Source organism: Streptomyces sp. R818 (assembly GCF_056172735.1).
Map to the genome: position 1 here is coordinate 542,515 of NZ_JAOCNE010000001.1, position 21,891 is coordinate 564,405.

Consider the following 21,891-nt stretch of genomic DNA (forward strand, 5'->3'; position numbering starts at 1 on the left):
GACGAGGCCCTGGAGGGGCGTCGAGTACCGCGAGTCCCTCAAGCCGCTCCTGGAGGACCTGCCGCCGCGCGAGAAGCGCATCCTGCTGCTGCGGTTCTTCGGGAACATGACGCAGTCGCAGATCGCGCAGGAGGTGGGCATCTCCCAGATGCACGTCTCGCGGCTGCTCGCCCGCACCCTCGCCCAGCTGCGGGAGAAGCTCCTCGTCGAGGAGTGAGCGAACGGAGTGAGCGGCGGCGGCCCCGCCTACTCCGGACTGGTGTGCGCTCCCCGGCGTGCGGATGCCGAGCGCGCGCGTGGTCGCCGGATTGACCAGCAGGACCAGCGCCGCGATCGCCACCGCGGCGAGCGCGATCCCGCCGGGGATGGCCATGCTGTCGGCCTGCAGCAGCGTGTAGGCGACCGGCAGCGCCATGATCTGCGTGATGATCGCCGGACCCCGGCTCCAGCTCTTGCGCCCGAGCAGCCCGCGCGCGGCGAGCAGCGGCAGCAGGGCGAGCACGATCAGGGTCACCCCGCCGGTGACGGCCTGCTCGGGGTTGTCGGGGCTCCCTGAGACCCCGGCGACCAGCATGTAGCCGCCGCCCACGACGAGCGCGGCTCCTTCGAGTCCGGCCAGGGCCGCGGCGGCGGTCAGCCGGCCGGGTCGCGGGCCGTCTTCTTCGGGGGTCTCGGGGGCGGGATTCTGCTCAGAGGTCACCTTTGCAGGGTAGCCCCCGGCCAAGCGTTCTCCGCAGGGCGCTGGGTACCCTGCTTCGCATGCGTGCACTTCTTGTGGTCAATCCGGCGGCTACCACCACCAGTGCGCGCACGCGCGATGTCCTGATCCACGCGCTCGCCAGCGAGATGAAGCTCGACGCGGTCACCACCGAGTACCGCGGGCACGCGCGCGACCTGGGCCGGCAGGCGGCGGAGAGCAAGGACATCGAGCTGGTCGTCGCCCTCGGCGGCGACGGCACGGTCAACGAGGTCGTGAACGGGCTGCTGCACCACGGCCCCGACCCCGACCGGTTGCCGCGCCTGGCCGTCGTCCCCGGCGGCTCCACCAACGTCTTCGCACGCGCCCTGGGCCTGCCGAACGAGCCCGTGGAGGCCACCGGACAGCTCCTGGACGCCCTGCGCGAGGGCCGTGAGCGCACGGTCGGCCTGGGCCTCACCGCGGGCACCCCGGGCACGGAGGACGAGGCGGTGCCGTCGCGCTGGTTCACGTTCAGCGCGGGCGTCGGCTTCGACGCGGGCGTGGTGGGTCGCGTGGAGCAGCAGCGGGAACGCGGCAAGCGTTCGACCCATGCCCTGTACGTGCGACAGGTCGTCCGGCAATTCCTCGGGGAGCCGGACCGCAGACACGGCACCATCACGCTCGAACGGCCGGGCGAGGACCCGATCACGGATCTGGTCGTCTCCATAGTCAGCAACACCTCGCCGTGGTCGTTCCTGGGCAACCGGCCGCTCTATCCGACACCCAAGGCGTCCTTCGACACCGGCCTTGACGTGCTCGGACTGAAGAAACTGTCGACTCCGGCGGTGGCCCGTTACGGCACCCAGTTGCTGACGTCCTCACCCGAGCGGGGACCTCACGGTAAGAACGCGGTCACGCTCCATGACCTCACGGACTTCACCTTGCATTCGAAGGCGCCCCTGCCCCTCCAGATGGACGGTGACCACCTGGGGCTGCGTACCAGCGTGACGTTCACAGGCGTACGCCGTGCACTGCGTGTGATTGTGTGAGTGGAAGGGCCCAAAGTCCTTTATCTCGAACGTTTGGGCCAGGTCCCACCCCATGGAATGACGGCTGTGACCTAGTCGACACCGAGGAATCAAAAAAAACTTTCCGGAAGGGGTTGTATCCGCCGCCGAGGTTTGCGAATCTCTACATGGCGCTCGGGACGGCCCGCAACATCGGCCCCACAGAGAGCCCGAATCCCCTCCTCAAAGCAACGGACACCCGTCGCCCATGTGACGTTCGTCCCTTCACTTGTTGAGGGATTCGTGAAAGCGTTCACATTCACAAGCAACCCGCATGTCATACCAAGGAGAGGTAGCAGCCATGGACTGGCGTCACAACGCCGTTTGCCGCGAAGAAGACCCCGAGCTCTTCTTCCCCATCGGCAACACTGGTCCTGCGCTGCTGCAGATCGAGGAAGCCAAGGCCGTCTGCCGTCGCTGCCCCGTCATGGAGCAGTGCCTGCAGTGGGCGCTCGAGTCCGGCCAGGACTCCGGCGTCTGGGGTGGCCTCAGCGAGGACGAGCGCCGCGCGATGAAGCGCCGCGCCGCTCGCAACCGGGCCCGTCAGGCCTCCGCCTGATTCCCCACCCCCTACGAGCCTGAGCCCGGCGGCGCGTACAGCGAGTACGCATCCCCCCGCCCCCGAGCCGCAGCGCGCAGTACCCCCCGATGCTCCCCCAGGCTCAGCCCGGGACAAGACCCGAGCAACGCGAGCAGAGAGCCCCGGAACCGTTCCACGGTCCGGGGCTCCTTGCTGTGCTCGTACGTATGGTGGCGGCCTGGCGGCTACTTGGTCGAGCGCACCGGGATGTCGAGGACGACCTGGGTGCCGCGCTCGGGTGCGGGGACCATGTCGAACGATCCGCCCAACTCGCCCTCCACCAAGGTGCGTACGATCTGCAGCCCCAGGTTGCCGGCGCGCTTCGGGTCGAAGCCCTCGGGCAGGCCGACGCCGTCGTCCTGGACGGTGATGAGGAGCCGGGCGTCCTTGCTGGTGCCGCCGCGCACCGCGGAGACCTCGACGGTGCCGGTGTCGCCCTGGCGGTAGCCGTGCTCAAGCGCGTTCTGCAGCACTTCGGTGAGGACCATCGACAGGGGCGTGGCCACCTCGGCGTCCAGGATGCCGAAGCGGCCCGTGCGCCGGCCCGTCACCTGGCCGGGCGAGATCTCGGCGACCATGGCGAGGACCCGGTCGGCGATCTCGTCGAACTCCACGCGCTCGTCCAGGTTCTGCGAGAGCGTCTCGTGGACGATCGCGATGGAGCCGACGCGCCGGACCGCCTCTTCGAGCGCCTCGCGCCCCCGGTCCGACTCGATGCGCCGGGCCTGGAGGCGCAACAGGGCCGCCACGGTCTGCAGGTTGTTCTTCACCCGGTGGTGGATCTCCCGGATGGTCGCGTCCTTGGTGATCAACTCCCGCTCGCGCCGCCGCAGTTCGGTGACGTCGCGCAGCAGGACCAGTGAACCGATGCGCGTGCCCTTGGGCTTGAGCGGGATCGCCCGCAGCTGGATCGATCCTTCCTCGCCCTCGATCTCGAACTCGCGCGGCGCCCAGCCGCTGGCCACCTTGGCGAGCGCCTCGTCCACCGGGCCGCGCGAGGGCGCCAGTTCGGCGGTGGTCCTGCCGAGGTCGTGGCCGACCAGGTCGGCCGAGAAGCCGAGGCGGTGGTAGGCGGAGAGCGCGTTCGGGGACGCGTACTGGACGACACCGTCGGCGTCGAGGCGGATCAGTCCGTCGCCCACGCGCGGGGAGGCGTCCATGTCCACCTGCTGGCCGGGGAACGGGAACGAACCGGCGGCGATCATCTGCGCCAGGTCGGACGCCGACTGCAGATAGGTCAGTTCCAGGCGGGACGGCGTGCGGACGGTCAGCAGATTCGTGTTGCGCGCGATGACGCCGAGGACCCGGCCCTCCCTGCGTACGGGGATGGACTCGACCCGTACGGGGACTTCCTCGCGCCACTCGGGGTCGCCCTCGCGCACGATGCGGCCCTCGTCGAGCGCGGCGTCCAGCATGGGGCGACGGCCGCGCGGCACCAGATGCCCGACCATGTCGTCCTGGTACGACGTCGGGCCGGTGTTCGGGCGCATCTGCGCCACGGAGACGTACCGGGTGCCGTCGCGCGTGGGAACCCACAGGACGAGGTCGGCGAAGGAGAGGTCGGAGAGCAGTTGCCACTCCGAGACCAGCAGGTGGAGCCACTCGAGGTCGGAGTCGCCGAGGGCGGTGTGCTGGCGTACGAGATCGTTCATGGAGGGCACCAGGCGAGCGTACCCGCAGGTCCGCGCGGGCCCGAAAAGACCGACGGGCCGCGGCGCCGGGGGGAGGGACCCTCGACCCTTTCCCTGGCACCGCAGCCCTTCAGGTGCATCGGCTGCCAGGTGTGCGGTGCCCGGCTGCCGATCGAGGAGCCGCCGCAGTCAGGGCAGAGAGCGGGGTTCCTCTGTCCGTCCTCCTGTGCGGGGAGGGCGGAGGCCTTTCGTACGCATTGTGGACTAGACCATTCGCCGATGTCTATGCGTCGGCACGGCTTTATTGTCGTCTCTTCCTCCGGCTCCGGGGGCGGGTTCGGGGGACCTGTCCGCAGTGGCGTCCGCCTCTGTCCACGGGCGCCGGCGCCGGCCGGTTCACTCGCGGGCCGGGCGGCCCTCGCGAGACCCCCTCGGCAGGGCTGTTCGCCACCCCCTTCCGTCCTCGACATGCCGAGGCCACCCGATGCGCTGAGCATGGACGGAGCGGGGCCGTGGAGGGCCTGACCGGCAGGGGGTCGCTCTGCTAGATTGGTCTCGATTGGTCTATACCACATGCTCCCCAACCCCTCCTCCAGTCTCCTCTGACCAGAACGGCAGGCCCAGCGTGGAAGTTGTGATCGTTCCGGACGCCAAGGCAGGTGGCGAACTGATCGCCGAGGCCATGGCCCAGCTGCTGCGGCGCAAGCCCGACGCGCTGCTCGGCGTCGCCACCGGCTCGACGCCGCTGCCCATCTACGAGGCGCTGACGGCCAAGGTGCGCGCCGGTGACGTCGACGCGTCGAAGGCCCGCATCGCCCAGCTCGACGAGTACGTGGGCCTGCCCACGGGGCACCCCGAGTCCTACCGGGCGACGGTGCTGCGCGAGGTCGTGGAGCCGCTCGGGCTCGGCGAGGCGGCGTTCATGGGGCCCGACGGCAGCGCCGACGACGTGCAGGCGGCGTGCGAGGCGTACGACCGGGCGCTGGCCGAGGCGGGCGGGGTCGACCTCCAGCTGCTCGGGATCGGCACCGACGGGCACATCGGGTTCAACGAGCCGTGCTCGTCGATCGCCTCGCGGACCAGGATCAAGACGCTGACCGAGCAGACGATCGCGGACAACGCGCGGTTCTTCGACGGGGACCTCAGCCAGGTGCCGCGGCACGTCATCACGCAGGGTATCGGCACGATCCTGGAGGCGCGGCACCTGGTGCTGCTCGCCACCGGTGAGGGCAAGGCGGACGCGGTGGCGGCGACGGTGGAGGGGCCCGTCGCCTCGGTGGTCCCGGCGTCGGCGCTGCAGCTGCACCCGCACGCGACGGTCGTCGTCGACGAGGCCGCCGCGTCGAAGCTGAAGCTCGCGGACTACTTCCGGCACACGTACGCCAACAAGCCGGAGTGGCAGGGGCTGTAGGCCCGACCGTCCCGGCCGCCCGGGGCGCGCGGAAGGGGCCGGTCATCCCCCGTACGGGATGACCGGCCCCTTCGTGTATGGCTCACCGGTGCGGGTACGCCCCGCGCGCCGACTACCCCGCCACGATGACCTCAGCGGCAGCGACCCCGCACACCCGCGCCGCCCCGTGCGTAGCGATGTGCAGTGCCCCGCGCGGAGCCGCCCCCGGGACGCCCATCTCGACGACGACCGTGTCCGGGCGGGCGGCGAGGAGGGTGGTCAGGGCGTCGGACATCCAGGGGTGGCGGTGTTCGTCGCGGACCACGGCGACGAGGCGCCGGTCCCCCGCGGCGGCGAGCGCGGCGGCGCCCGCGTCCGGGCCCGAGTAGGAGCCGGTGGTGGTGCCGGGGAGGAGGCGTTCGAGTTCGGCGCCGACGCCCCAGGGGGTCTCGTCGCCGACCGCGATGTTGGCGAGCGGCGAGAAGGCGGCGACGTGCACCGGTCCTGAGACCGGCGGGGCGTACTCGCCGCGCGTGACCGTGACCGCGCGGCGGGCCGCGACCAGGCCGACCTCGGGGTCGGAGACGGCGCCCGGGCCCGCGCCCGCCGCCCGCGTCCACTCGGCGAGCGAGCGCACCCGGGCGGCGGCGTCCGCGAGGCGTTCCTCGGGGAGGTCGCCGGAGCGGACGGCGGCGACCAGGGCGTCGCGCAGCCGGGTGACCGTGCCCTCGTCGTTGAGGCCGCCGCCGACGCAGATGGCGTCGGCGCCCGCGGCGATGGCGAGGACGCTGCCGCGCTCGATCCCGTAGGCGGAGGAGATGGCCTGCATCTCGATGCCGTCGGTGACGATGAGGCCGTCGTAGCCGAGTTCCTCGCGGAGCAGGCCGGTGAGGATGCGGCGGGAGAGGGTCGCCGGGCGGTCCGCGTCGAGGGCCGGGACCAGGATGTGGGCGCTCATCACGGCGCGGCTGCCCGCCGCGATCGCCGCGCGGAACGGGGCGAGGTCGCGGGCGTTCAGGACGTCGAGGCCGACGTCGATGAGCGGCATGTCGTGGTGGGAGTCGACCCCGGTGTCGCCGTGGCCCGGGAAGTGCTTGGTGCAGGCCGCGACACCGGCGGCCTGCATGCCCTCCACGTAGGCAGCGGTGTGCCGGGCGACGAGCGCGGTGTCGGCGCTGAAGGAGCGGACGCCGATGACCGGGTTGTCGGGGTTGGCGTTGACGTCGGCGGACGGCGCCCAGTTGAGGTTGACGCCGCACTCGGCGAGCCGCCGGCCGAGCTCGAAGGCGACGGAGCGGGTCAGCTCCACGTCGTCGACCTTGCCGAGCGCGTGGTTGCCGGGGAACGAGGAGCCCGTACGGACCTCGAGGCGGGTGACGTCGCCGCTCTCCTCGTCGATGGCGACGAGGAGGTCGTCGCGCTCCGCCTTCAGCTGGGCGGTGAGCGCGGCCACTTGGTCGGGTGTCTGGATGTTGCGGCCGAACAGGCCGACCGAGGCGAGGCCCTCGCCGAGGCTGCGCAGCACCCAGTCCGGGGCGGTGGTGCCGGCGAAGCCGGGCTGGAGGACGGCGAGCGCGTCGCGGGTGAGCGTGTCTGTGCCGCTGGTGACAGTGGTCATCGGTGGCGTTATCCCTTCACGGCGCCGGAGGTGAGGCCGCTGACGGCCTTGCGCTGCAGGAAGACGAAGACGATGAGGATCGGGATGGCGAAGAGGGAGGCCGCCGCCATGGTGGCGCCCCAGTCGTCCCCGAACTGGCTCTGGAACTGCGACAGCCAGAGAGGGAGGGTCTTCGAGCCGGGTTCCTTGTTCAGGATCAGCACCAGCGGGAACTCGTTCCACGCCGTGACGAAGCCGAAGAGCGAGGTGGCCATCAGGCCGGGCGCGAGCAGCGGGAGGATGACCTTGACGAAGGCCTGCGGGCGGCTGCACCCGTCGACCATCGCGGACTCCTCCAGCTCCTTGGGCACCGCGGCGACGTAGCCGCGCAGCGTCAGGACGGTGAAGGGCAGCACCATCACCATGTAGAAGAGGGTCAGCGGGAGGAGGCTGTTCAGCATGTCGGCGTCGCGCACGATCATGTAGATCGCGATGACCATGACCTCCCAGGGCGCCATCTGCGCGATCATGAAGACCAGGATCATGCCCTTGCGCCCCTTGAACCGCATCCGGGCGAGGGCGAACGACGCGCACAGCGCGATGACGAGGGAGAGCAGCACCGCACAGACGGTGACGGTGATCGAGTTGGTCACCAGCTGCCAGAAGTCGGGCGCGTCGACGGCCGTCCTGAAGTGCTCGAAGGTGACGTCGGTCGGGAACCAGACCGGGGTGTCCGTGACGATGTCCGCGGTCGGCTTGAAGGCCGTCGTGAACATCCAGTACACGGGGAAGACCATGAACACGAACAGCACGAGCGCCGTGGCGTTGGGCCAGATGCGGCCGAGCAGGGAGCGCTTCACTACTCGTCCTCCTCTTGCTTGAGAACGATGCGGAGGTAGTACGCGGTGAGGACCAGCATGACCACGATGGTGAGCATCGCGATCGCGGCGCCCTTGCCGTAGTGCTGGTTGCCGACGCCTTCGACGAACGCGTAGACCGGCAGGGTCTCGGTGAGCCGGTCGGGGCCGCCCTCGTTGATGGTGAAGACCTGCACGAACGCCTTGAAGACCCAGATGACCTCGAGGAACGTCGTGGCGTAGAGGAAGGGGCGCAGGAAGGGGAAGGTCACCGAGGTGAACTGCTTCCACGCGCCGGCCCCGTCGAGCGCCGCGGCCTCGTACAGCTCGCGCGGGATGGTGGTCGTGGCGGCGTACAGGTTGATCGCGACGAACGGGATGGAGCCCCAGACAATCAGCAGGCCGATCACGAAGAACGTGGAGATCTGCGAGCCGGTCCAGTTGTAGTCGGCCATGGAGTGCCAGCCGAGCTTGTCGAGCACCCAGTTGACGATGCCGAAGCGGGACGCGAACAGCCACTGGTAGACGGTGGACGACGCGACGAGCGGCATGGCCCAGGCCAGGACGAGGCCCAGCATGAGCGTCAGGCGCATCTTCTTGCCGAGACGCGCGAGCAGCAGCCCGACGAGGGTGCCCGCCACCATGATCAGGACGACGTTGATCGCCGTGAAGATCGTGGAGCGCAGCGTGACGCGCCAGAAGTCCTCGCCGCCGAGGACCTCCTTGTAGTTCTCTACGCCGTTCCACTCGGTGACGTGCTGGATGAGCTGGCCCATGTTGAGGTTCTGGAACGACAGCAAGCCGTCCTTCACCAGGGGCCAGCCGAGGAAGATCGCCGTCACCAGGAGGGCGGGGAGCAGCAGCAGGTACGGGACGGTGTTCGCCGCGCCCTTCCGCTTCTCCCCCCGCGGTCCGGGTGCGCGACCGCTGCGCTGCCCGCCGGGCGCGATCTTGTCGACCGCGTCCGCCGGGTTGGTCTGCACTGCCATGCTCGCCATCTCTTCCAAAGCCGTGACTGGACGATGCGTCGGGCCGGGGCGGCGGCCCGGGTCGGGACCCGTTCCGCCGCCCCGGCCCGGGCGACTACTGCTGCTGGCTCAGCCGCTTGTTGAGCTCGCCCTCGACCTGCTTGGCGGCGGCGGCGGGGGACTTACCGTTCAGGACCGCGGTCATGTAGGTCTTGATCGGGTTCGGCGGGTTCTCCACCGGCGCCCACTCCGGGATCAGCGGGGTGGTGCCGCCGGACTTGGCGGCGGCGGGGGCACCGGCCTGCGCGGCCGGCTGGTCCTTGGCGTAGGACTCCAGGGCCGGGGACTTCGGCACCCAGCCGGCCTCCTTGACCAGCTGGCCGTCGTTCTCGACGGAGAGCGCGACCTTCAGGAACTCCTTGGCGAGGTCCTGCTTCTTGGAGCCCGCGGCGACGGCGAGGTTGGAGCCGCCGAGGAAGACGCCCTCGGGCTTGTCGGCCGTCTCACCGGGGATGGTGAAGAAGCCGATGTCCTCCGCCTTGAGCTTCTTGGCCTGCAGCGCGGTGCCGGCCTCGTAGCCCATGGCGATGATCGCGCCGGTGTTGCCCTTGCCGAAGATCGTGGCCTGCTGCGGCGTGGCCTCGTCCTTGTCCTTGGGCGCCTTGGAGAAGGCCTGGTACTGCTTGTAGATGTCCATCGCCTTGGCGACCTTCGGGTCACCGAGGTTGGAGACCCACTTGTCGCCGTCCTGCTTCACGGGCTCGACGCCCTGGCCGACGAGGAGGCCGTCGAAGAAGTACCAGTTCTGGCCCGGCAGGTAGAGCGGCTCGGCCTTGGTCTTCTCGCCGATCTTCTTGAGGTCGGCGAAGAGCTCGGCGCGGGTCTTCGGCGTCTCCGTGATGCCGGCCTGCTTCCAGATCTTCTTGTTGTACATGACCGTGCGGTTGCCGAAGTACCACGGCAGCGCGTACTGCTTGCCCTCGTAGACGGCCGGCTCGTTGACCGCGTCGGCCCAGTCCTTGCCGATCTCGCTCTTGAGGTCGGACAGCTCGGCGAGACCGCCGGTCTTGGCGTACGCAGGTGTCTGCGTGTTGCCGATCTCCAGGACGTCCGGCGGGTTGGACTCCGAGAGGGCCGTGGTGACCTTCTGCTGGATGCCGTTCCACTCCTGGACCTGGATGTCCAGCTTCGCCTTGGTCTTCTTCTCGAACTCGGCGGTGACCTTCTTGGTCCACTCCGGCGGGTTGGAGCCGGACATGGTCCAGACGGTCAGCGTCTGCCCCTTGTACCCGTCCGCCCCCGCCTTGCTCCCGCTGTCCTTGTCGTCGTCACTGCCACAGGCCGCGATCGAGACCAACATGCCCGCGACGCCGATGGCCGCAATGAGCTTGCGCTTCACGTCACCCTCCTCAGGGATGCCAGCAACCCCCCACCCACAGCGACGCATACGACGAGCAGTGCTTCGTGGGACTGGGACCCGGTCTCCGTTTAATGGTGTAGACCAGTACGGGGAGCTTGGCCCAGACCAATAGAGGTGTCAAGGGTGGCTGAGAAAGACCTGTGCGTCCGTTATCGGAACGACACCCGCCCGTCGAGACAAGGGCGTTGGGCGGTTCGGGGGACCGCTCCCATCCGAGGGTGCGTGGACTAGACCAGAGAGTCAGCGGGCGGTATAAGGAGGGATCACGGAGCGTACGGGGAGTCCCCCGGAGCGAGCCGTGCCACGATGTGAGCCGTGGCCGATGGGTACGTCGGCCGCGTCGGCACCGGAGCCGGGAAGGCGGAGCATGAGCACCGACGTGAGCAGTGCGGAGAACGAGAGCGGGGCGCCCGTCCGTACCGCACGCGTGCCCAAGTACTACCGCCTGAAGAAGCATCTGCTCGACATGACGGAGACCCTGCCGCCGGGCACGCCGGTGCCGCCGGAGCGCACGCTCGCCGCCGAGTTCGACACCTCCCGCACCACCGTCCGCCAGGCCCTCCAGGAGCTGGTCGTCGAGGGCCGCCTGGAGCGCATCCAGGGCAAGGGCACCTTCGTCGCCAAGCCCAAGGTCTCCCAGGCGCTGCAACTCACCTCCTACACCGAGGACATGCGGGCCCAGGGCCTGGAGCCGACCTCGCAGCTGCTCGACATCGGCTACGTCACCGCCGACGACACCCTCGCCCAGCTCCTCGACATCTCCGCCGGCGGCCGCGTCCTGCGTATCGAACGCCTGCGCCTGGCCAGCGGCGAGCCCATGGCCATCGAGACGACGCACCTCTCCGCCAAGCGCTTCCCGGCGCTGCGCAGATCGCTCGTCAAGTACACCTCTCTCTACACGGCCCTCGCCGAGGTCTACGACGTCCATCTCGCCGAGGCCGAGGAGACCATCGAGACCTCCCTCGCCACCCCGCGCGAGGCCGGACTGCTCGGCACCGACGTCGGCCTGCCGATGCTGATGCTCTCCCGCCACTCGATCGACGGCTCGGCGCAGCCGGTGGAGTGGGTGCGCTCGGTGTACCGGGGCGACCGGTACAAGTTCGTGGCGCGCCTCAAGCGCCCCATCGACTGACGATCACCCGTCGGCGGACCGGAAGGGTCTCGTCCGTTATCCGGACAGGGGTTCCAAAGACCAAGACTCTCGCACTAGATTTCCCGCACGTTAAGCGTGAGATAAGTGGGATCAGCGAGGGGACGGAGCCCGAGATGTCCGATGCGCCGGAAGTGGCGAACAAAGCAGCAAGACCGGTGGTGACACCGGTCCGCGTGGTCATCGGGCTGTGCCTGGTCGCACCGTTCGTGGCGATGCTCTGGGTCAGCTCCTACTCGAAGATCGACCCGACCTTCATCGGCATCCCGTTCTTCTACTGGTACCAGATGCTCTGGGTGCTGATCTCGACCGGGCTCACGATGATCGCGTACCAGCTCTGGCAGCGTGACCAGCGCGGTCGCAGGGACTCGGCCGTCCGCTCCGCTCAGGAATCGGAGGGGCAGCGATGAACGACGGCGTCAACGGTGTCGCGCTCACCGTCTTCATCATCTTCTTCGTGGCCGTCACGGTCATGGGCTTCCTCGCCGCGCGCTGGCGCCGCTCCGAGACCGACTCGCTCGACGAATGGGGCCTCGGCGGGCGCTCGTTCGGCACCTGGATCACCTGGTTCCTGCTCGGCGGCGATCTCTACACGGCGTACACCTTCGTCGCCGTCCCCGCGGCGATCTACGCGGCGGGCGCGTCCGGCTTCTTCGCCGTGCCGTACACGATCCTGGTCTACCCGCTGATCTTCACGTTCCTGCCGCGCCTGTGGTCGGTCTCGCACCGCCACGGGTACGTCACGACCTCGGACTTCGTACGCGGCCGCTTCGGTTCCAAGGGCCTCTCCCTCGCCGTCGCGATCACCGGCATCCTCGCCACGATGCCGTATATCGCGCTCCAGCTCGTCGGCATCCAGGCCGTGCTCGACGTCATGGGCGTCGGCGGCGGCGAGAACACCAACTGGTTCATCAAGGACCTGCCGCTCCTCATCGCCTTCGGCGTCCTCGCGGCGTACACGTACTCCTCGGGCCTGCGCGCCCCCGCGCTGATCGCGTTCGTCAAGGACGGTCTGATCTACCTCGTCATCGCGGTCGCCATCATCTACATCCCGATCAAGCTGGGCGGCTTCGACGACATCTTCGCCGCGGCGGGCGAGAAGTTCGAGCAGCTCAATCCGGCGACAGGGAAACCCGTCGGGGCGCTCGCGCCGGGCGAGGCGGGCCACTGGACGTACGCGACGCTCGCGCTCGGCTCGGCGCTCGCGCTGTTCATGTACCCGCACTCGATCACCGCGACGCTCTCCTCCAAGAGCCGTGACGTGATCCGCCGCAACACCACGATCCTGCCGCTGTACTCGCTCATGCTGGGCCTGCTCGCGCTGCTCGGGTTCATGGCGATCGCGGCCGGGATCAAGGTGCAGAACGGGCAGTTGGCGATCCCGCAGCTGTTCGAGGACATGTTCCCCGACTGGTTCACGGGTGTCGCGTTCGCCGCCATCGGCATCGGCGCGCTCGTGCCCGCGGCCATCATGTCCATCGCCGCGGCGAACCTCTTCACGCGCAACATCTACAAGGACTTCATCAAGCCCGACGCGACCCCGGCGCAGGAGACCAAGGTCTCCAAGCTCGTGTCGCTGCTCGTGAAGGTGGGCGCGCTCGTCTTCGTCCTCACCATGGACAAGACCGTCGCCATCAACTTCCAGCTCCTCGGCGGCATCTGGATCCTGCAGACCATGCCGGCGCTGGTCGGCGGCCTCTTCACCCGCTGGTTCCACCGCTGGGCGCTGATCGCGGGCTGGGCGGTCGGCATGGTGTACGGCACGCTCGCCGCGTACGGGGTGGCGTCGCCGACGCAGGCGCACTTCGGCGGGTCCTCGAAGGAGATTCCCGGCATCGGGGAGATCGGGTACATCGGTCTGACGGCGTTCGTGATGAACGTGATCGTGACCGTCGTCCTGACCTTCGTCCTGAGGGCGGCGAAGGCCCCCGAGGGCATCGACGAGACGTCGCCCGGCGACTACACGGCCGACGCCGGCGACAAGGGCGTGCAGACGGACCTCCCGGTCGTGGGGGCGGGCTCCGGCCACTGATCCAGTCGTACGTTCCTTAGGACGGGCCCCTCTGCTTGCGCGGAGGGGCCCGTCCTCGTACGTGCCGCTGAACGACACGGCCGACACAAGATATGGGCCCGTCACTCGCACCCGGCACAACATGTATGCTCGCTCTCGCTGCAGCCGCAGGGGAATCCGGTGCAAATCCGGAACTGTCCCGCAACGGTGAACGTAGCGCGCATACCGCCGCGCCCGCGTGAGTCCGACGACCTGCCGCAGCCCGTCCGAGCCGTCCGGCCCGGACGGAGATGACGTCCGGGCCTCGCGGAATGGGCCGGTGACGACGGCGCCCCCCTGCGTGCGCGCCCGAGCCACTCCTCCCCGCAAGGCCCCGAGCCGAGCGAGGGAGAGCCCCCAGTGACCATCGCGCCGCCCGCCGAACCGGTCTCAGCCGCAGAAGAGCAGGACGCTCCGGGCACCGCGCTGCTGCGCACCCTGACCGAGCTGACCGCCGACCTCCCGGGCGCCGACCCCGGCCGCGTCGCCGCCGCCGCGCTGCGCGGCCGCAGCGCCCGCGCCGACGAGGCCGAGCTGCGCGAGCTGGCCACCGAGGCCGCCGCCGGGCTGATCTCCGAGGACCCGGTCTACTCCCGGCTCGCCGCCCGCCTGCTCACGCTCACCATCGCCGCCGAGGCAGCCACGCAGGGGGTCACCTCCTTCACGGGGTCGATCGCGGTCGGCCACCGGGAGGGCCTGATCGCCGACCGCACCGCCGAGTTCGCCCGCGTACACGCGACGCGGCTCGACGCGCTCATCGACACCGGCGCCGACGACCGCTTCGGCTACTTCGGCCTGCGCACCCTGCACAGCCGTTACTTGCTGCGCCACCCGATCACCCGCCAGGTCATCGAGACGCCGCAGTACTTCATGCTGCGCGTGGCCACCGGTCTGGCCGAGGACGATTCCGTGCGCGCCCTGGGCGAGGTCGCCGACCTCTACGGCCTCATGAGCCGCCTGGACTACCTCCCCTCCTCCCCCACCCTCTTCAACTCCGGCACCCGTCACCCGCAGATGTCGAGCTGCTACCTGCTCGACTCCCCGCTCGACGAGCTGGACTCGATCTACGACCGCTACCACCAGGTGGCCCGCCTCTCCAAGCACGCCGGCGGCATCGGACTCTCCTACTCCCGCATCCGCAGCCGGGGTTCGCTGATCCGGGGCACCAACGGGCACTCCAACGGCATCGTGCCGTTCCTGAAGACGCTGGACGCGTCGGTCGCCGCCGTGAACCAGGGCGGGCGCCGCAAGGGCGCCGCCGCCGTCTACCTGGAGACCTGGCACTCCGACATCGAGGAGTTCCTGGAGCTGCGCGACAACACCGGCGAGGACGCGCGCCGCACCCACAACCTCAACCTGGCGCACTGGATCCCCGACGAGTTCATGCGCCGCGTCGCCGACGACGGCCCCTGGTCGCTGTTCTCCCCGGCCGACGTGCCCGACCTCGTGGACCTGTGGGGCGCCGAGTTCGACGCCGCGTACCGCGCTGCCGAGGCCGACGGCAAGGCGCAGAAGACGATCCCCGCGCGCGAGCTGTACGGCCGCATGATGCGCACCCTCGCGCAGACCGGCAACGGCTGGCTGACCTTCAAGGACGCCGCCAACCGCACCGCCAACCAGACCGCGGAGCCCGGCCACACCGTCCACTCCTCGAACCTGTGCACGGAGATCCTGGAGGTGACGGACGACGGGGAGACCGCTGTCTGCAATCTGGGGTCGGTCAACCTGGGCGCCTTCGTCGTCGACGGAGACATCGACTGGGAGCGGCTCGACGAGACGGTCCGCACCGCCGTCACCTTCCTCGACCGCGTCGTCGACATCAACTTCTACCCGACCGAGCAGGCGGGCCGCTCCAACGCCCGCTGGCGCCCGGTCGGCCTCGGCGCGATGGGCCTCCAGGACGTCTTCTTCAAGCTGCGCCTGCCCTTCGACTCGCCGCAGGCGAAAGCACTTTCGACGCGCCTTGCCGAGCGCATCATGCTCGCCGCGTACGAGGCCTCCGCCGACCTGGCCGAGCGCAACGGCCCGCTGCCCGCCTGGGAGAAGACCCGCACCGCGCGCGGAGTCCTGCACCCCGACCACTACCCCGACGCGCAGGTGACCTGGCCGGAGCGGTGGGCCGCGCTGCGGGAACGGATCGCCGCCGTCGGCATGCGCAACTCATTGCTCCTCGCCATCGCGCCGACCGCGACGATCGCCTCCATCGCGGGCGTCTACGAGTGCATCGAGCCGCAGGTCTCCAACCTGTTCAAGCGCGAGACGCTCTCCGGCGAGTTCCTCCAGGTCAACTCCTACCTGGTCGACGAGCTCAAGCGGCTCGGCGTCTGGGACGCGCAGACCCGCGAGGCGCTGCGCGAGTCGAACGGCTCGGTGCAGGGCTTCACCTGGGTGCCCGAGGGGGTCCGCGCGCTGTACCGCACGGCGTGGGAGCTGCCGCAGCGCGGGCTCATCGACATGGCGGCGGCCCGCACGCCGTTCCTCGACCAGGCCCAGTCCCTGAATCTGTTCCTGGAGACGCCGACCATCGGCAAGCTCTCCTCGATGTACGCGTACGCCTGGAAGTCGGGCCTGAAGACGACGTACTACCTGCGCTCGCGCCCCGCGACGCGCATCGCGCGGGCCGCTGCCCGGGTGCCGGTCCAGATGGCCGAGCCCGACGCCGTCGCCTGCTCCCTGGAAAACCCCGAGTCCTGCGAGGCCTGCCAGTAATGACGACCACTCCTGAGAAGACCGCGAAGAACCTGCTCGACCCGGGCTTCGAACTGACCCTGCGCCCCATGCGCTACCCGGACTTCTACGAGCGCTACCGCGACGCGATCAAGAACACCTGGACCGTCGAGGAGGTCGACCTCCACTCCGACGTCGCCGACCTCGCGAAGCTGTCGCCGGGCGAGCAGCACATGATCGGCCGCCTGGTCGCGTTCTTCGCGACGGGCGACTCGATCGTCGCCAACAACCTGGTGCTCACCCTCTACAAGCACATCAACTCCCCGGAGGCGCGGCTCTACCTCTCGCGCCAGCTCTTCGAGGAGGCCGTGCACGTCCAGTTCTATCTGACGCTGCTCGACACCTATCTGCCCGATCCGGACGACCGCGCTGCCGCGTTCGCCGCGGTGGAGAACATCCCGTCCATCAGGGAGAAGGCGGAGTTCTGCTTCAAGTGGATGGACTCGGTCGAGTCCATCGACCGCCTGGAGACCAAGGCGGACCGCCGCCGCTTCCTGCTCAACCTGATCTGCTTCGCGGCGTGCATCGAGGGCCTGTTCTTCTACGGGGCCTTCGCCTACGTGTACTGGTTCCGCTCGCGGGGCCTGCTGCACGGCCTGGCCACCGGCACCAACTGGGTCTTCCGCGACGAGACGATGCACATGAGCTTCGCCTTCGACGTCGTCGACACGGTGCGCAAGGAGGAGCCGGACCTCTTCGACGACGCGCTTGAGGAGCAGGTCACCGCGATGCTGCGGGAGGCGGTCGACGCCGAGCTGCAGTTCGGCCGTGACCTGTGCGGGGAGGGGCTGCCGGGGATGAACACCGACTCGATGCGGCAGTACCTGGAGTGCGTGGCCGACCAGCGGCTCCAGCGGCTCGGCTTCGCGCCGGTCTACGGCTCGGAGAACCCGTTCTCGTTCATGGAGCTGCAGGGTGTCCAGGAGCTGACGAACTTCTTCGAGCGCCGGCCCTCGGCGTACCAGGTGGCGGTCGAGGGCTCGGTCGGCTTCGACGAGGACTTCTAGGCGCTTCTACGAGGTCTTACGCGACCTTCGCGTACTCGGGGCCGCGGGTCAGGCTCTCCCTCTCCCGCGCGTCCCGGGCCTGCCGGATCTCCCGGTCGATCCGGCGGTCGTGCGCGGCGCCCCACAGGGACGGGGCGGCGAGGAGGAGGAAGACGAAGAGGACGGTGAGGTAGTTCATCGCTGTGTTCATGTCCTCTACTCTCCCGCCGTCCGGCCCCGCGCGGCAGTGGCAGTCCTGTCACTGACCCTCGAATTACTGCCAGCTCTGCGGCACACTGGCAGACATGCTGAAGAACGTGGCCGCAGTGCTGCTCGACGGTGTGCACCCCTTCGAACTCGGCGTCGTGTGCGAGGTGTTCGGCCTCGACCGCAGCGACTCCGGGCTGCCCGCGTACGACTTCGCGGTCGCCTCCGTGGAAGGGCCCTCGCTCACCACTCACGTACCGGGCATGACGGTCTCCACCCCGTACGGCCTCGAACGCCTGGAGGAGGCCGACCTCATCGCGATCCCCTCCGCGGGGCGGCGCTTCGACCAGTACCCGCCGGTGCTGCTCGACGCGCTGCGCCGGGCGGTCGACCGGGGCGCGCGCGTGCTCAGCCTGTGCGCGGGGGTGTTCGTGCTCGGCGAGGCCGGACTGCTCGACGGCCGCCGGACCGCGGTCCACTGGCGGTACGCGCACGATCTCGCCGTCAGATATCCGCGCACCCGGGTCGACCCCGACGTCCTGTACGTGGACGAGGGCTCGGTGATCACCAGCGCGGGCACGGCGGCCGGGATCGACGCCTGCCTGCACATCGTGCGCACCGAGCACGGCTCCGAGGTGGCCAACGCGGTCGCGCGCCGCATGGTCGTGCCGCCGCACCGCGACGGCGGCCAGGCCCAGTACGTGGAGCGGCCGCTGCCCGCGACGCGCTGCGACACCGTCGGCGAGGTCCTCGCCTGGATGGAGCGGCACCTGGACGAGCCGGTGACCGTGGAGGATCTTGCCGCGCGGGCGCTCATGTCACCGCGCACCTTCGCCCGCCGCTTCCAGCAGGAGACGGGCACGACGCCGTACCGCTGGCTGCTTCGCCAACGGGTGCTCTTCGCCCAGGAGTTGCTGGAGCGGACGGACGAGACGGTGGACGCCATCGCCGCGCGCGCCGGGTTCGGCAACGCGGCGGCGATGCGCCACCAGTTCATGAAAGCGCTGGGCACGACGCCCAACGCCTTCAGGAGGACCTTCCGTGTACGCCTGGCCGGCTAGGGCCTGTCCCGGCTAGCCCCGCGCCTCCACCCGCAGTACGGCCCGCTTCGGCTGGAGCGTGATCCCGATACGGGCCGTGCTGTCCGTCTCGTCGGTCGGCACGAGCCGCCAGCGCGAGACCACCGTGCCCAGGATGATCGACAGTTCGGCCATGCTGAAGTGGTCGCCGGGGCACTTGCGGTTGCCGACGCTGAAGGGGGCGTGCGCCGCGGGTGTGACGTCCGCGGCGCGCTCGGGCAGCCACCGGTCGGGGTCGAAGGCGAGGTGGTCGGCGAACGCGCGGGGGTCGCGCTGCATGGCCAGCGGGCTGTAGACGATGTCCGACCCGGCGGGAATGCGATATCCACCGAGCGTCGTGTCGACGGCGGCGAGCCGCGTCAGAATCCAGACAGCGGGCCGAATCCGCATCGACTCGGTGAGCAGATTCCGCATATATGCGAGTTCTTTGACGTCACCGAAAGCGACCGGTCCGCCACCCGTCACGGATTCAACCTCCGTGTACAACCGCTTTTCCGCCTCCGGGTGTTCGGCGAGAAGCTGGAACACCCACGTCAGCGTCTTCGCGACATTCTCGGCACCGGCCACGACGAGGGAGACGACTTGGTCGTGCACCTCTTGCTCGTTGACGGTTTCACCATTCTCGTCGCGGTCCTCGAGCAGAGCCGCGAGAAGGTCACCCGGATTGCTGCCCGACGCCCTTCGCTCGGCCACGATCTCATCGACCAGGCGATGCAAATCGGCCAGCGCGTTCTCGAATCGCCGGTTGGCCGGGGTCGGCAGCCGGTACAGCGGCCCGAAGGAAAGCACCATCCTGCGGTACAGGCCCTCGAACACGGTGTGCAGCGCCGCGCTCAGCCGGTCGGCGCGCTCGTCGACGGACTCGATGTGGAGCACGGACCGGGCCACGATCCGGGTCGCCGTGCGGAACACCTCGGCCGCGATGTCGACGTGCTGCCCGTCGCTCCAGCGGGCGGCCATCGCCCGCGCCTCCTCCTCCATCACGGCCGCGTACGCGTGGATCCGCTCCCTGCGGAACGCGGGCTGGACGGCGCGGCGCTGGCGCCGGTGCAGCGGCCCGTTGCTGGTCGCCACGCCCTTGCCGAGCAGGACGCCCATGGTCTCCCAGAGCGGGCCTCCGACCAGGAAGTCCGGGCTCTTGAGCAGCGTGGCGACCAGTTCGGGGTCGCACACCGCGTACGCCGTCCTCGGGCCCAGCTTCAGCCGGACCACGTCGCCGCCGTCGCGCAGCCGCGTCAGGAAGCCGAGCGGGTCGCGCAGCAGGTTCCAGGCGTGGCCGAGCAGCGGCGCGCCACCCGGGGCGAGTGGGGGGCGCCCCGGCTCCGCGCCGGGCGACGAGGGCGCCGGCAGGGTCGACTCGACGGTCATGCGCACTCTCCCACTTGGTCCGTCTGTTCGACCGGCTCGACGTCCGTGACGTAGGGCGGGGTCGCCCGGTCGTCCCAGCTGTCGACCGCGTACCGCCCCGACTCGTGGTGGAACCAGTACACGGAACTGAACCAGTTCCGCATATTGCCCACGCACGACCGTAAAGCCCTCGCGAGGTCCTTGCCGTGGGCGCCGATATTCTCCGTGGCGACCGCGAGCTGTTCCACCTCCGCCTCCGCGGCGATGAAGTCGTCGATGGTCCCCTCGACTCTGCGCCGCACTTCCTCCGTCGCCTGCCGAAGAGAAAGCCCCTCGTGTTTGATGAGGCTTATCCCGAGGTTGTGCAATTCCTCGCCCGCGATTTCCTTGGGCAATGAGCACAGGTCGTTGTACCAGGCCGCGAAATCCTGGCAGGCGAGCGCCGCGCGGCGATACGCCTCGTTCTTCCGCACCCAGCCCGGGAGTTCGTACTGGGCGCTCAGCTCGAGCAGGTCGAGCCAGATCCAGTGCGCGAACGTATTGCGGCGCAGTGCGATGTATTCGTCGACCGACGGGACAGTGCCCGTCATTCGGTTGTGGAATTCCTGGTCGTACGCGTCGATCACCACGTGGAAGTGGCGGGCGAACCGGGCGTTCCACGTCCGGCCCAGCGTGCCGTAGAGCCGGCCGACGCTCTCGGCGAACCCCGCGACCACGGGGTCCTTGTGGTTCAGGTGCAGCTGTGGGGCCTCGGTCGCCGCGTGCAGCTCGACCGCGAGCCGCCGCCAGTTGGCCGTCCGGCCGTGGATCACGTCGCGGTCGTGGCGGTCGTCCCAGACGAAGAACCACGCGCTGTAGTCGCATATGGCGGCGAGCACGTCGTCCGGTGCGTCCGTGTAGTAGCCCGCCATCAAGTCCGTGTAGCACAGACCGTCGGCATATTTCTCCACCTTGTCGGCGGGCATCAGACGCTTTTCGAGCAGCCAGGCCCGCGTTGTCTCCTGGAGCCTCGGCCAATAGGGGTGCAGATTGCGAGGAAACGCGTCCTCGATCACCGGTAGCGCCAGCGCCGGTGGGACCGCTGTCTCTGGATAAGCAGGCACGAACAAACCCCTCTCTGCCGCCTGATGGCGTGCGCCCCTCCCGCGATGCCGGGCGCGCGCCGTTGCGTATCCCCGCGCTTTCTATTCAGCACTACAACTGACCGTTCTGGGAATGGATTTGCTCCCCTCACTACCCCCAGTCGCCGGAATCGTCCCCTTACATGTCTGAATATGGGTCACGATCGGCCGGTCCTGTTCGCACACCCGGGCGTACGAATGTGAGCGCGGGCGCACACAAGAGCGGCGCCCGGCTCGGAAACATCCGTACCGGGCGCCGCTCGGCGCTCAACTGTCCAACGGCGTCTCAGCTGTTGGGAACCACAGGGTAGCGCGGGGTGCCCTCCTCCATCTGCTTCAGGGCGTTCTTGCGCTCCCGCTTCGACAGGCGGTCGATGTAGAGGTACCCGTACAGGTGGTCCGTCTCGTGCTGGAGGCAGCGCGCGAAGTACCCGGTGCCGCGCACCGTGATGGGGTTGCCCTTCTCGTCCTGCCCGGTCACCACCGCGTAGTCGGGGCGCGCGAGCTCGGCGTACGCCGTCGGCACGGACAGACAGCCCTCGTTGGAGTCGTCGAGCCGGCGCTGGTCCGCGGGCAGCTCGCGCAGGACCGGGTTGCAGACGACGCCGGTGTGGCGCACGCCCTCGTCGTCCGGGCAGTCGTAGACGAAGACCTTGCGGTCGACCCCGATCTGGTTGGCGGCGAGACCGACGCCCTCGGCGGTGCGCTGGCTGGCGAACATGTCGTCGACCAGGGCGGCGAGCTCGTCGTCGAACTCGGTCACGTCCTTGCACTCCTTGTGCAGGACGGGGTTGCCGACGACGGTGATCGGCCGCGACGTCCCCCGCTCCCGGTAGGCCGCCTCGCGGGCCTCGCACTCCTCGGTGTCGATGACGAAGCCCTCGTCGTCCACGGGGAGCACGCCCGCGCGCTGCTGATCGGTGTCCTGCTGGGCCATGACCGAGGTATGCCTTCCTGGAATGTACGGGGAAACCCTTACAGGGTACGGGGAACCCTGGCGGCCCCGCTGAGGACCGCCCCGCCAGGGGCGCGGGG

General features: G+C 69.5%; 18 protein-coding genes, 2 pseudogenes and 1 riboswitch. Of the genes and pseudogenes, 10 read left to right on the plus strand and 10 right to left on the minus strand.

The window, feature by feature from the left end:
- A pseudogene (locus N5I75_RS02410) lies at window positions 1-217 on the plus strand (sigma-70 family RNA polymerase sigma factor); the annotation flags it as partial.
- 45 nt (window positions 218-262) lie between these two features.
- Here the strand turns inward: N5I75_RS02410 and N5I75_RS02415 are convergent.
- Window positions 263-700, minus strand: a pseudogene (locus N5I75_RS02415) (hypothetical protein); the annotation flags it as partial.
- 59 nt (window positions 701-759) lie between these two features.
- Here N5I75_RS02415 and N5I75_RS02420 point away from each other — a divergent pair.
- Both N5I75_RS02420 and N5I75_RS02425 read left to right on the plus strand, forming a co-directional pair.
- Window positions 760-1,728 (plus strand): diacylglycerol/lipid kinase family protein, encoded by a 969-nt coding sequence (locus N5I75_RS02420; protein WP_394430561.1) that lies wholly within the window; start codon window positions 760-762, stop codon window positions 1,726-1,728.
- 319 nt (window positions 1,729-2,047) lie between these two features.
- Window positions 2,048-2,305, plus strand: a complete 258-nt coding sequence (locus N5I75_RS02425; protein WP_016639615.1) for a WhiB family transcriptional regulator — start codon at window positions 2,048-2,050, stop codon at window positions 2,303-2,305.
- 206 nt (window positions 2,306-2,511) lie between these two features.
- Here N5I75_RS02425 and N5I75_RS02430 read toward each other — a convergent pair whose 3' ends face one another.
- Window positions 2,512-3,978, minus strand: coding sequence for a histidine kinase N-terminal domain-containing protein (locus N5I75_RS02430; protein ID WP_476673873.1), 1,467 nt, complete (start codon window positions 3,976-3,978; stop codon window positions 2,512-2,514).
- Window positions 3,979-4,582: 604 nt separating this feature from the next.
- Between N5I75_RS02430 and nagB the strand changes: the two genes are divergently transcribed.
- Complete coding sequence (gene nagB, locus N5I75_RS02435; protein WP_476673710.1) at window positions 4,583-5,368, plus strand: glucosamine-6-phosphate deaminase; 786 nt, start codon at window positions 4,583-4,585, stop codon at window positions 5,366-5,368.
- A 112-nt stretch (window positions 5,369-5,480) separates the two neighbouring features.
- Here the strand turns inward: nagB and N5I75_RS02440 are convergent, their stop codons facing one another.
- From N5I75_RS02440 to N5I75_RS02455, 4 genes are all read right to left on the minus strand, one after another.
- Complete coding sequence (locus N5I75_RS02440) at window positions 5,481-6,965, minus strand: glycoside hydrolase family 3 protein (RefSeq protein ID WP_476673712.1); 1,485 nt, start codon at window positions 6,963-6,965, stop codon at window positions 5,481-5,483.
- Between the two features lie 8 nt (window positions 6,966-6,973).
- Window positions 6,974-7,804, minus strand: a complete 831-nt coding sequence (locus N5I75_RS02445; protein WP_476673714.1) for a carbohydrate ABC transporter permease — start codon at window positions 7,802-7,804, stop codon at window positions 6,974-6,976.
- Entirely contained in the window at window positions 7,804-8,790 is a 987-nt protein-coding gene (locus N5I75_RS02450; RefSeq protein WP_476673716.1) for a carbohydrate ABC transporter permease, read from the minus strand. The genes N5I75_RS02445 and N5I75_RS02450 overlap by 1 nt, the downstream gene beginning before the upstream one ends.
- A gap of 94 nt (window positions 8,791-8,884) precedes the next feature.
- Complete coding sequence (locus N5I75_RS02455; RefSeq protein WP_476673718.1) at window positions 8,885-10,168, minus strand: extracellular solute-binding protein; 1,284 nt, start codon at window positions 10,166-10,168, stop codon at window positions 8,885-8,887.
- 388 nt (window positions 10,169-10,556) lie between these two features.
- On the opposite strand from N5I75_RS02455, the gene N5I75_RS02460 reads away from it, so the two are divergent.
- The 5 genes from N5I75_RS02460 to N5I75_RS02480 all read left to right on the plus strand — a co-directional run bounded on the left by N5I75_RS02460 (window position 10,557) and on the right by N5I75_RS02480 (window position 17,123).
- Window positions 10,557-11,321: a GntR family transcriptional regulator gene (locus tag N5I75_RS02460; RefSeq protein ID WP_476673720.1), complete on the plus strand. Its 765-nt coding sequence runs from the start codon at window positions 10,557-10,559 to the stop codon at window positions 11,319-11,321.
- A gap of 134 nt (window positions 11,322-11,455) precedes the next feature.
- A complete protein-coding gene (locus N5I75_RS02465) occupies window positions 11,456-11,749 on the plus strand; it encodes a DUF3311 domain-containing protein (protein WP_476673722.1) in 294 nt (97 codons plus the stop codon).
- Complete coding sequence (mctP, locus tag N5I75_RS02470) at window positions 11,746-13,371, plus strand: monocarboxylate uptake permease MctP (protein WP_476673724.1); 1,626 nt, start codon at window positions 11,746-11,748, stop codon at window positions 13,369-13,371. The genes N5I75_RS02465 and mctP overlap by 4 nt, the downstream gene beginning before the upstream one ends.
- A gap of 124 nt (window positions 13,372-13,495) precedes the next feature.
- Window positions 13,496-13,624: riboswitch (cobalamin riboswitch) on the plus strand.
- A 125-nt stretch (window positions 13,625-13,749) separates the two neighbouring features.
- A complete protein-coding gene (locus N5I75_RS02475; RefSeq protein ID WP_476673726.1) occupies window positions 13,750-16,098 on the plus strand; it encodes a ribonucleoside-diphosphate reductase subunit alpha in 2,349 nt (782 codons plus the stop codon).
- Entirely contained in the window at window positions 16,098-17,123 is a 1,026-nt protein-coding gene (locus N5I75_RS02480; protein WP_476673728.1) for a ribonucleotide-diphosphate reductase subunit beta, read from the plus strand. Before N5I75_RS02475 ends, N5I75_RS02480 begins: the two co-directional genes overlap by 1 nt.
- Window positions 17,124-17,139: 16 nt before the next feature.
- Here N5I75_RS02480 and N5I75_RS02485 read toward each other — a convergent pair whose 3' ends face one another.
- Entirely contained in the window at window positions 17,140-17,313 is a 174-nt protein-coding gene (locus N5I75_RS02485; protein ID WP_476673730.1) for a hypothetical protein, read from the minus strand.
- Between the two features lie 94 nt (window positions 17,314-17,407).
- Between N5I75_RS02485 and N5I75_RS02490 the strand changes: the two genes are divergently transcribed.
- A complete protein-coding gene (locus tag N5I75_RS02490; RefSeq protein WP_476673732.1) occupies window positions 17,408-18,370 on the plus strand; it encodes a helix-turn-helix domain-containing protein in 963 nt (320 codons plus the stop codon).
- A 12-nt stretch (window positions 18,371-18,382) separates the two neighbouring features.
- On the opposite strand, the gene N5I75_RS02495 is transcribed toward N5I75_RS02490, so the two are convergent.
- From N5I75_RS02495 to def, 3 genes are all read right to left on the minus strand, one after another.
- Window positions 18,383-19,756, minus strand: coding sequence for a bifunctional albaflavenone monooxygenase/terpene synthase (locus tag N5I75_RS02495; protein WP_476673734.1), 1,374 nt, complete (start codon window positions 19,754-19,756; stop codon window positions 18,383-18,385).
- On the minus strand, window positions 19,753-20,838 hold the full coding sequence (locus N5I75_RS02500) for a terpene synthase family protein (protein WP_476673736.1): 1,086 nt from the start codon (window positions 20,836-20,838) through the stop codon (window positions 19,753-19,755). Before N5I75_RS02500 ends, N5I75_RS02495 begins: the two co-directional genes overlap by 4 nt.
- Before the next feature lie 304 nt (window positions 20,839-21,142).
- Window positions 21,143-21,793, minus strand: coding sequence for a peptide deformylase (def, locus tag N5I75_RS02505; RefSeq protein WP_476673738.1), 651 nt, complete (start codon window positions 21,791-21,793; stop codon window positions 21,143-21,145).
- Window positions 21,794-21,891 lie beyond the last annotated feature (98 nt).

Bases quoted from the DNA above. Each gene is read 5' to 3' on its own strand.
- N5I75_RS02430 (WP_476673873.1), bottom strand. From the start codon at position 3,978: ATGAACGATCTCGTACGCCAGCACACCGCCCTCGGCGACTCCGACCTC.
- N5I75_RS02480 (WP_476673728.1), top strand. From the start codon at position 16,098: ATGACGACCACTCCTGAGAAGACCGCGAAGAACCTGCTCGACCCGGGC.
- def (WP_476673738.1), bottom strand. From the start codon at position 21,793: ATGGCCCAGCAGGACACCGATCAGCAGCGCGCGGGCGTGCTCCCCGTG.
- N5I75_RS02495 (WP_476673734.1), bottom strand. From the start codon at position 19,756: ATGACCGTCGAGTCGACCCTGCCGGCGCCCTCGTCGCCCGGCGCGGAG.
- N5I75_RS02450 (WP_476673716.1), bottom strand. From the start codon at position 8,790: ATGGCAGTGCAGACCAACCCGGCGGACGCGGTCGACAAGATCGCGCCC.
- N5I75_RS02440 (WP_476673712.1), bottom strand. From the start codon at position 6,965: ATGACCACTGTCACCAGCGGCACAGACACGCTCACCCGCGACGCGCTC.
- N5I75_RS02465 (WP_476673722.1), top strand. From the start codon at position 11,456: ATGTCCGATGCGCCGGAAGTGGCGAACAAAGCAGCAAGACCGGTGGTG.
- N5I75_RS02485 (WP_476673730.1), bottom strand. From the start codon at position 17,313: ATGAACACAGCGATGAACTACCTCACCGTCCTCTTCGTCTTCCTCCTC.
- N5I75_RS02420 (WP_394430561.1), top strand. From the start codon at position 760: ATGCGTGCACTTCTTGTGGTCAATCCGGCGGCTACCACCACCAGTGCG.
- N5I75_RS02460 (WP_476673720.1), top strand. From the start codon at position 10,557: ATGAGCACCGACGTGAGCAGTGCGGAGAACGAGAGCGGGGCGCCCGTC.
- mctP (WP_476673724.1), top strand. From the start codon at position 11,746: ATGAACGACGGCGTCAACGGTGTCGCGCTCACCGTCTTCATCATCTTC.
- N5I75_RS02490 (WP_476673732.1), top strand. From the start codon at position 17,408: ATGCTGAAGAACGTGGCCGCAGTGCTGCTCGACGGTGTGCACCCCTTC.
- N5I75_RS02425 (WP_016639615.1), top strand. From the start codon at position 2,048: ATGGACTGGCGTCACAACGCCGTTTGCCGCGAAGAAGACCCCGAGCTC.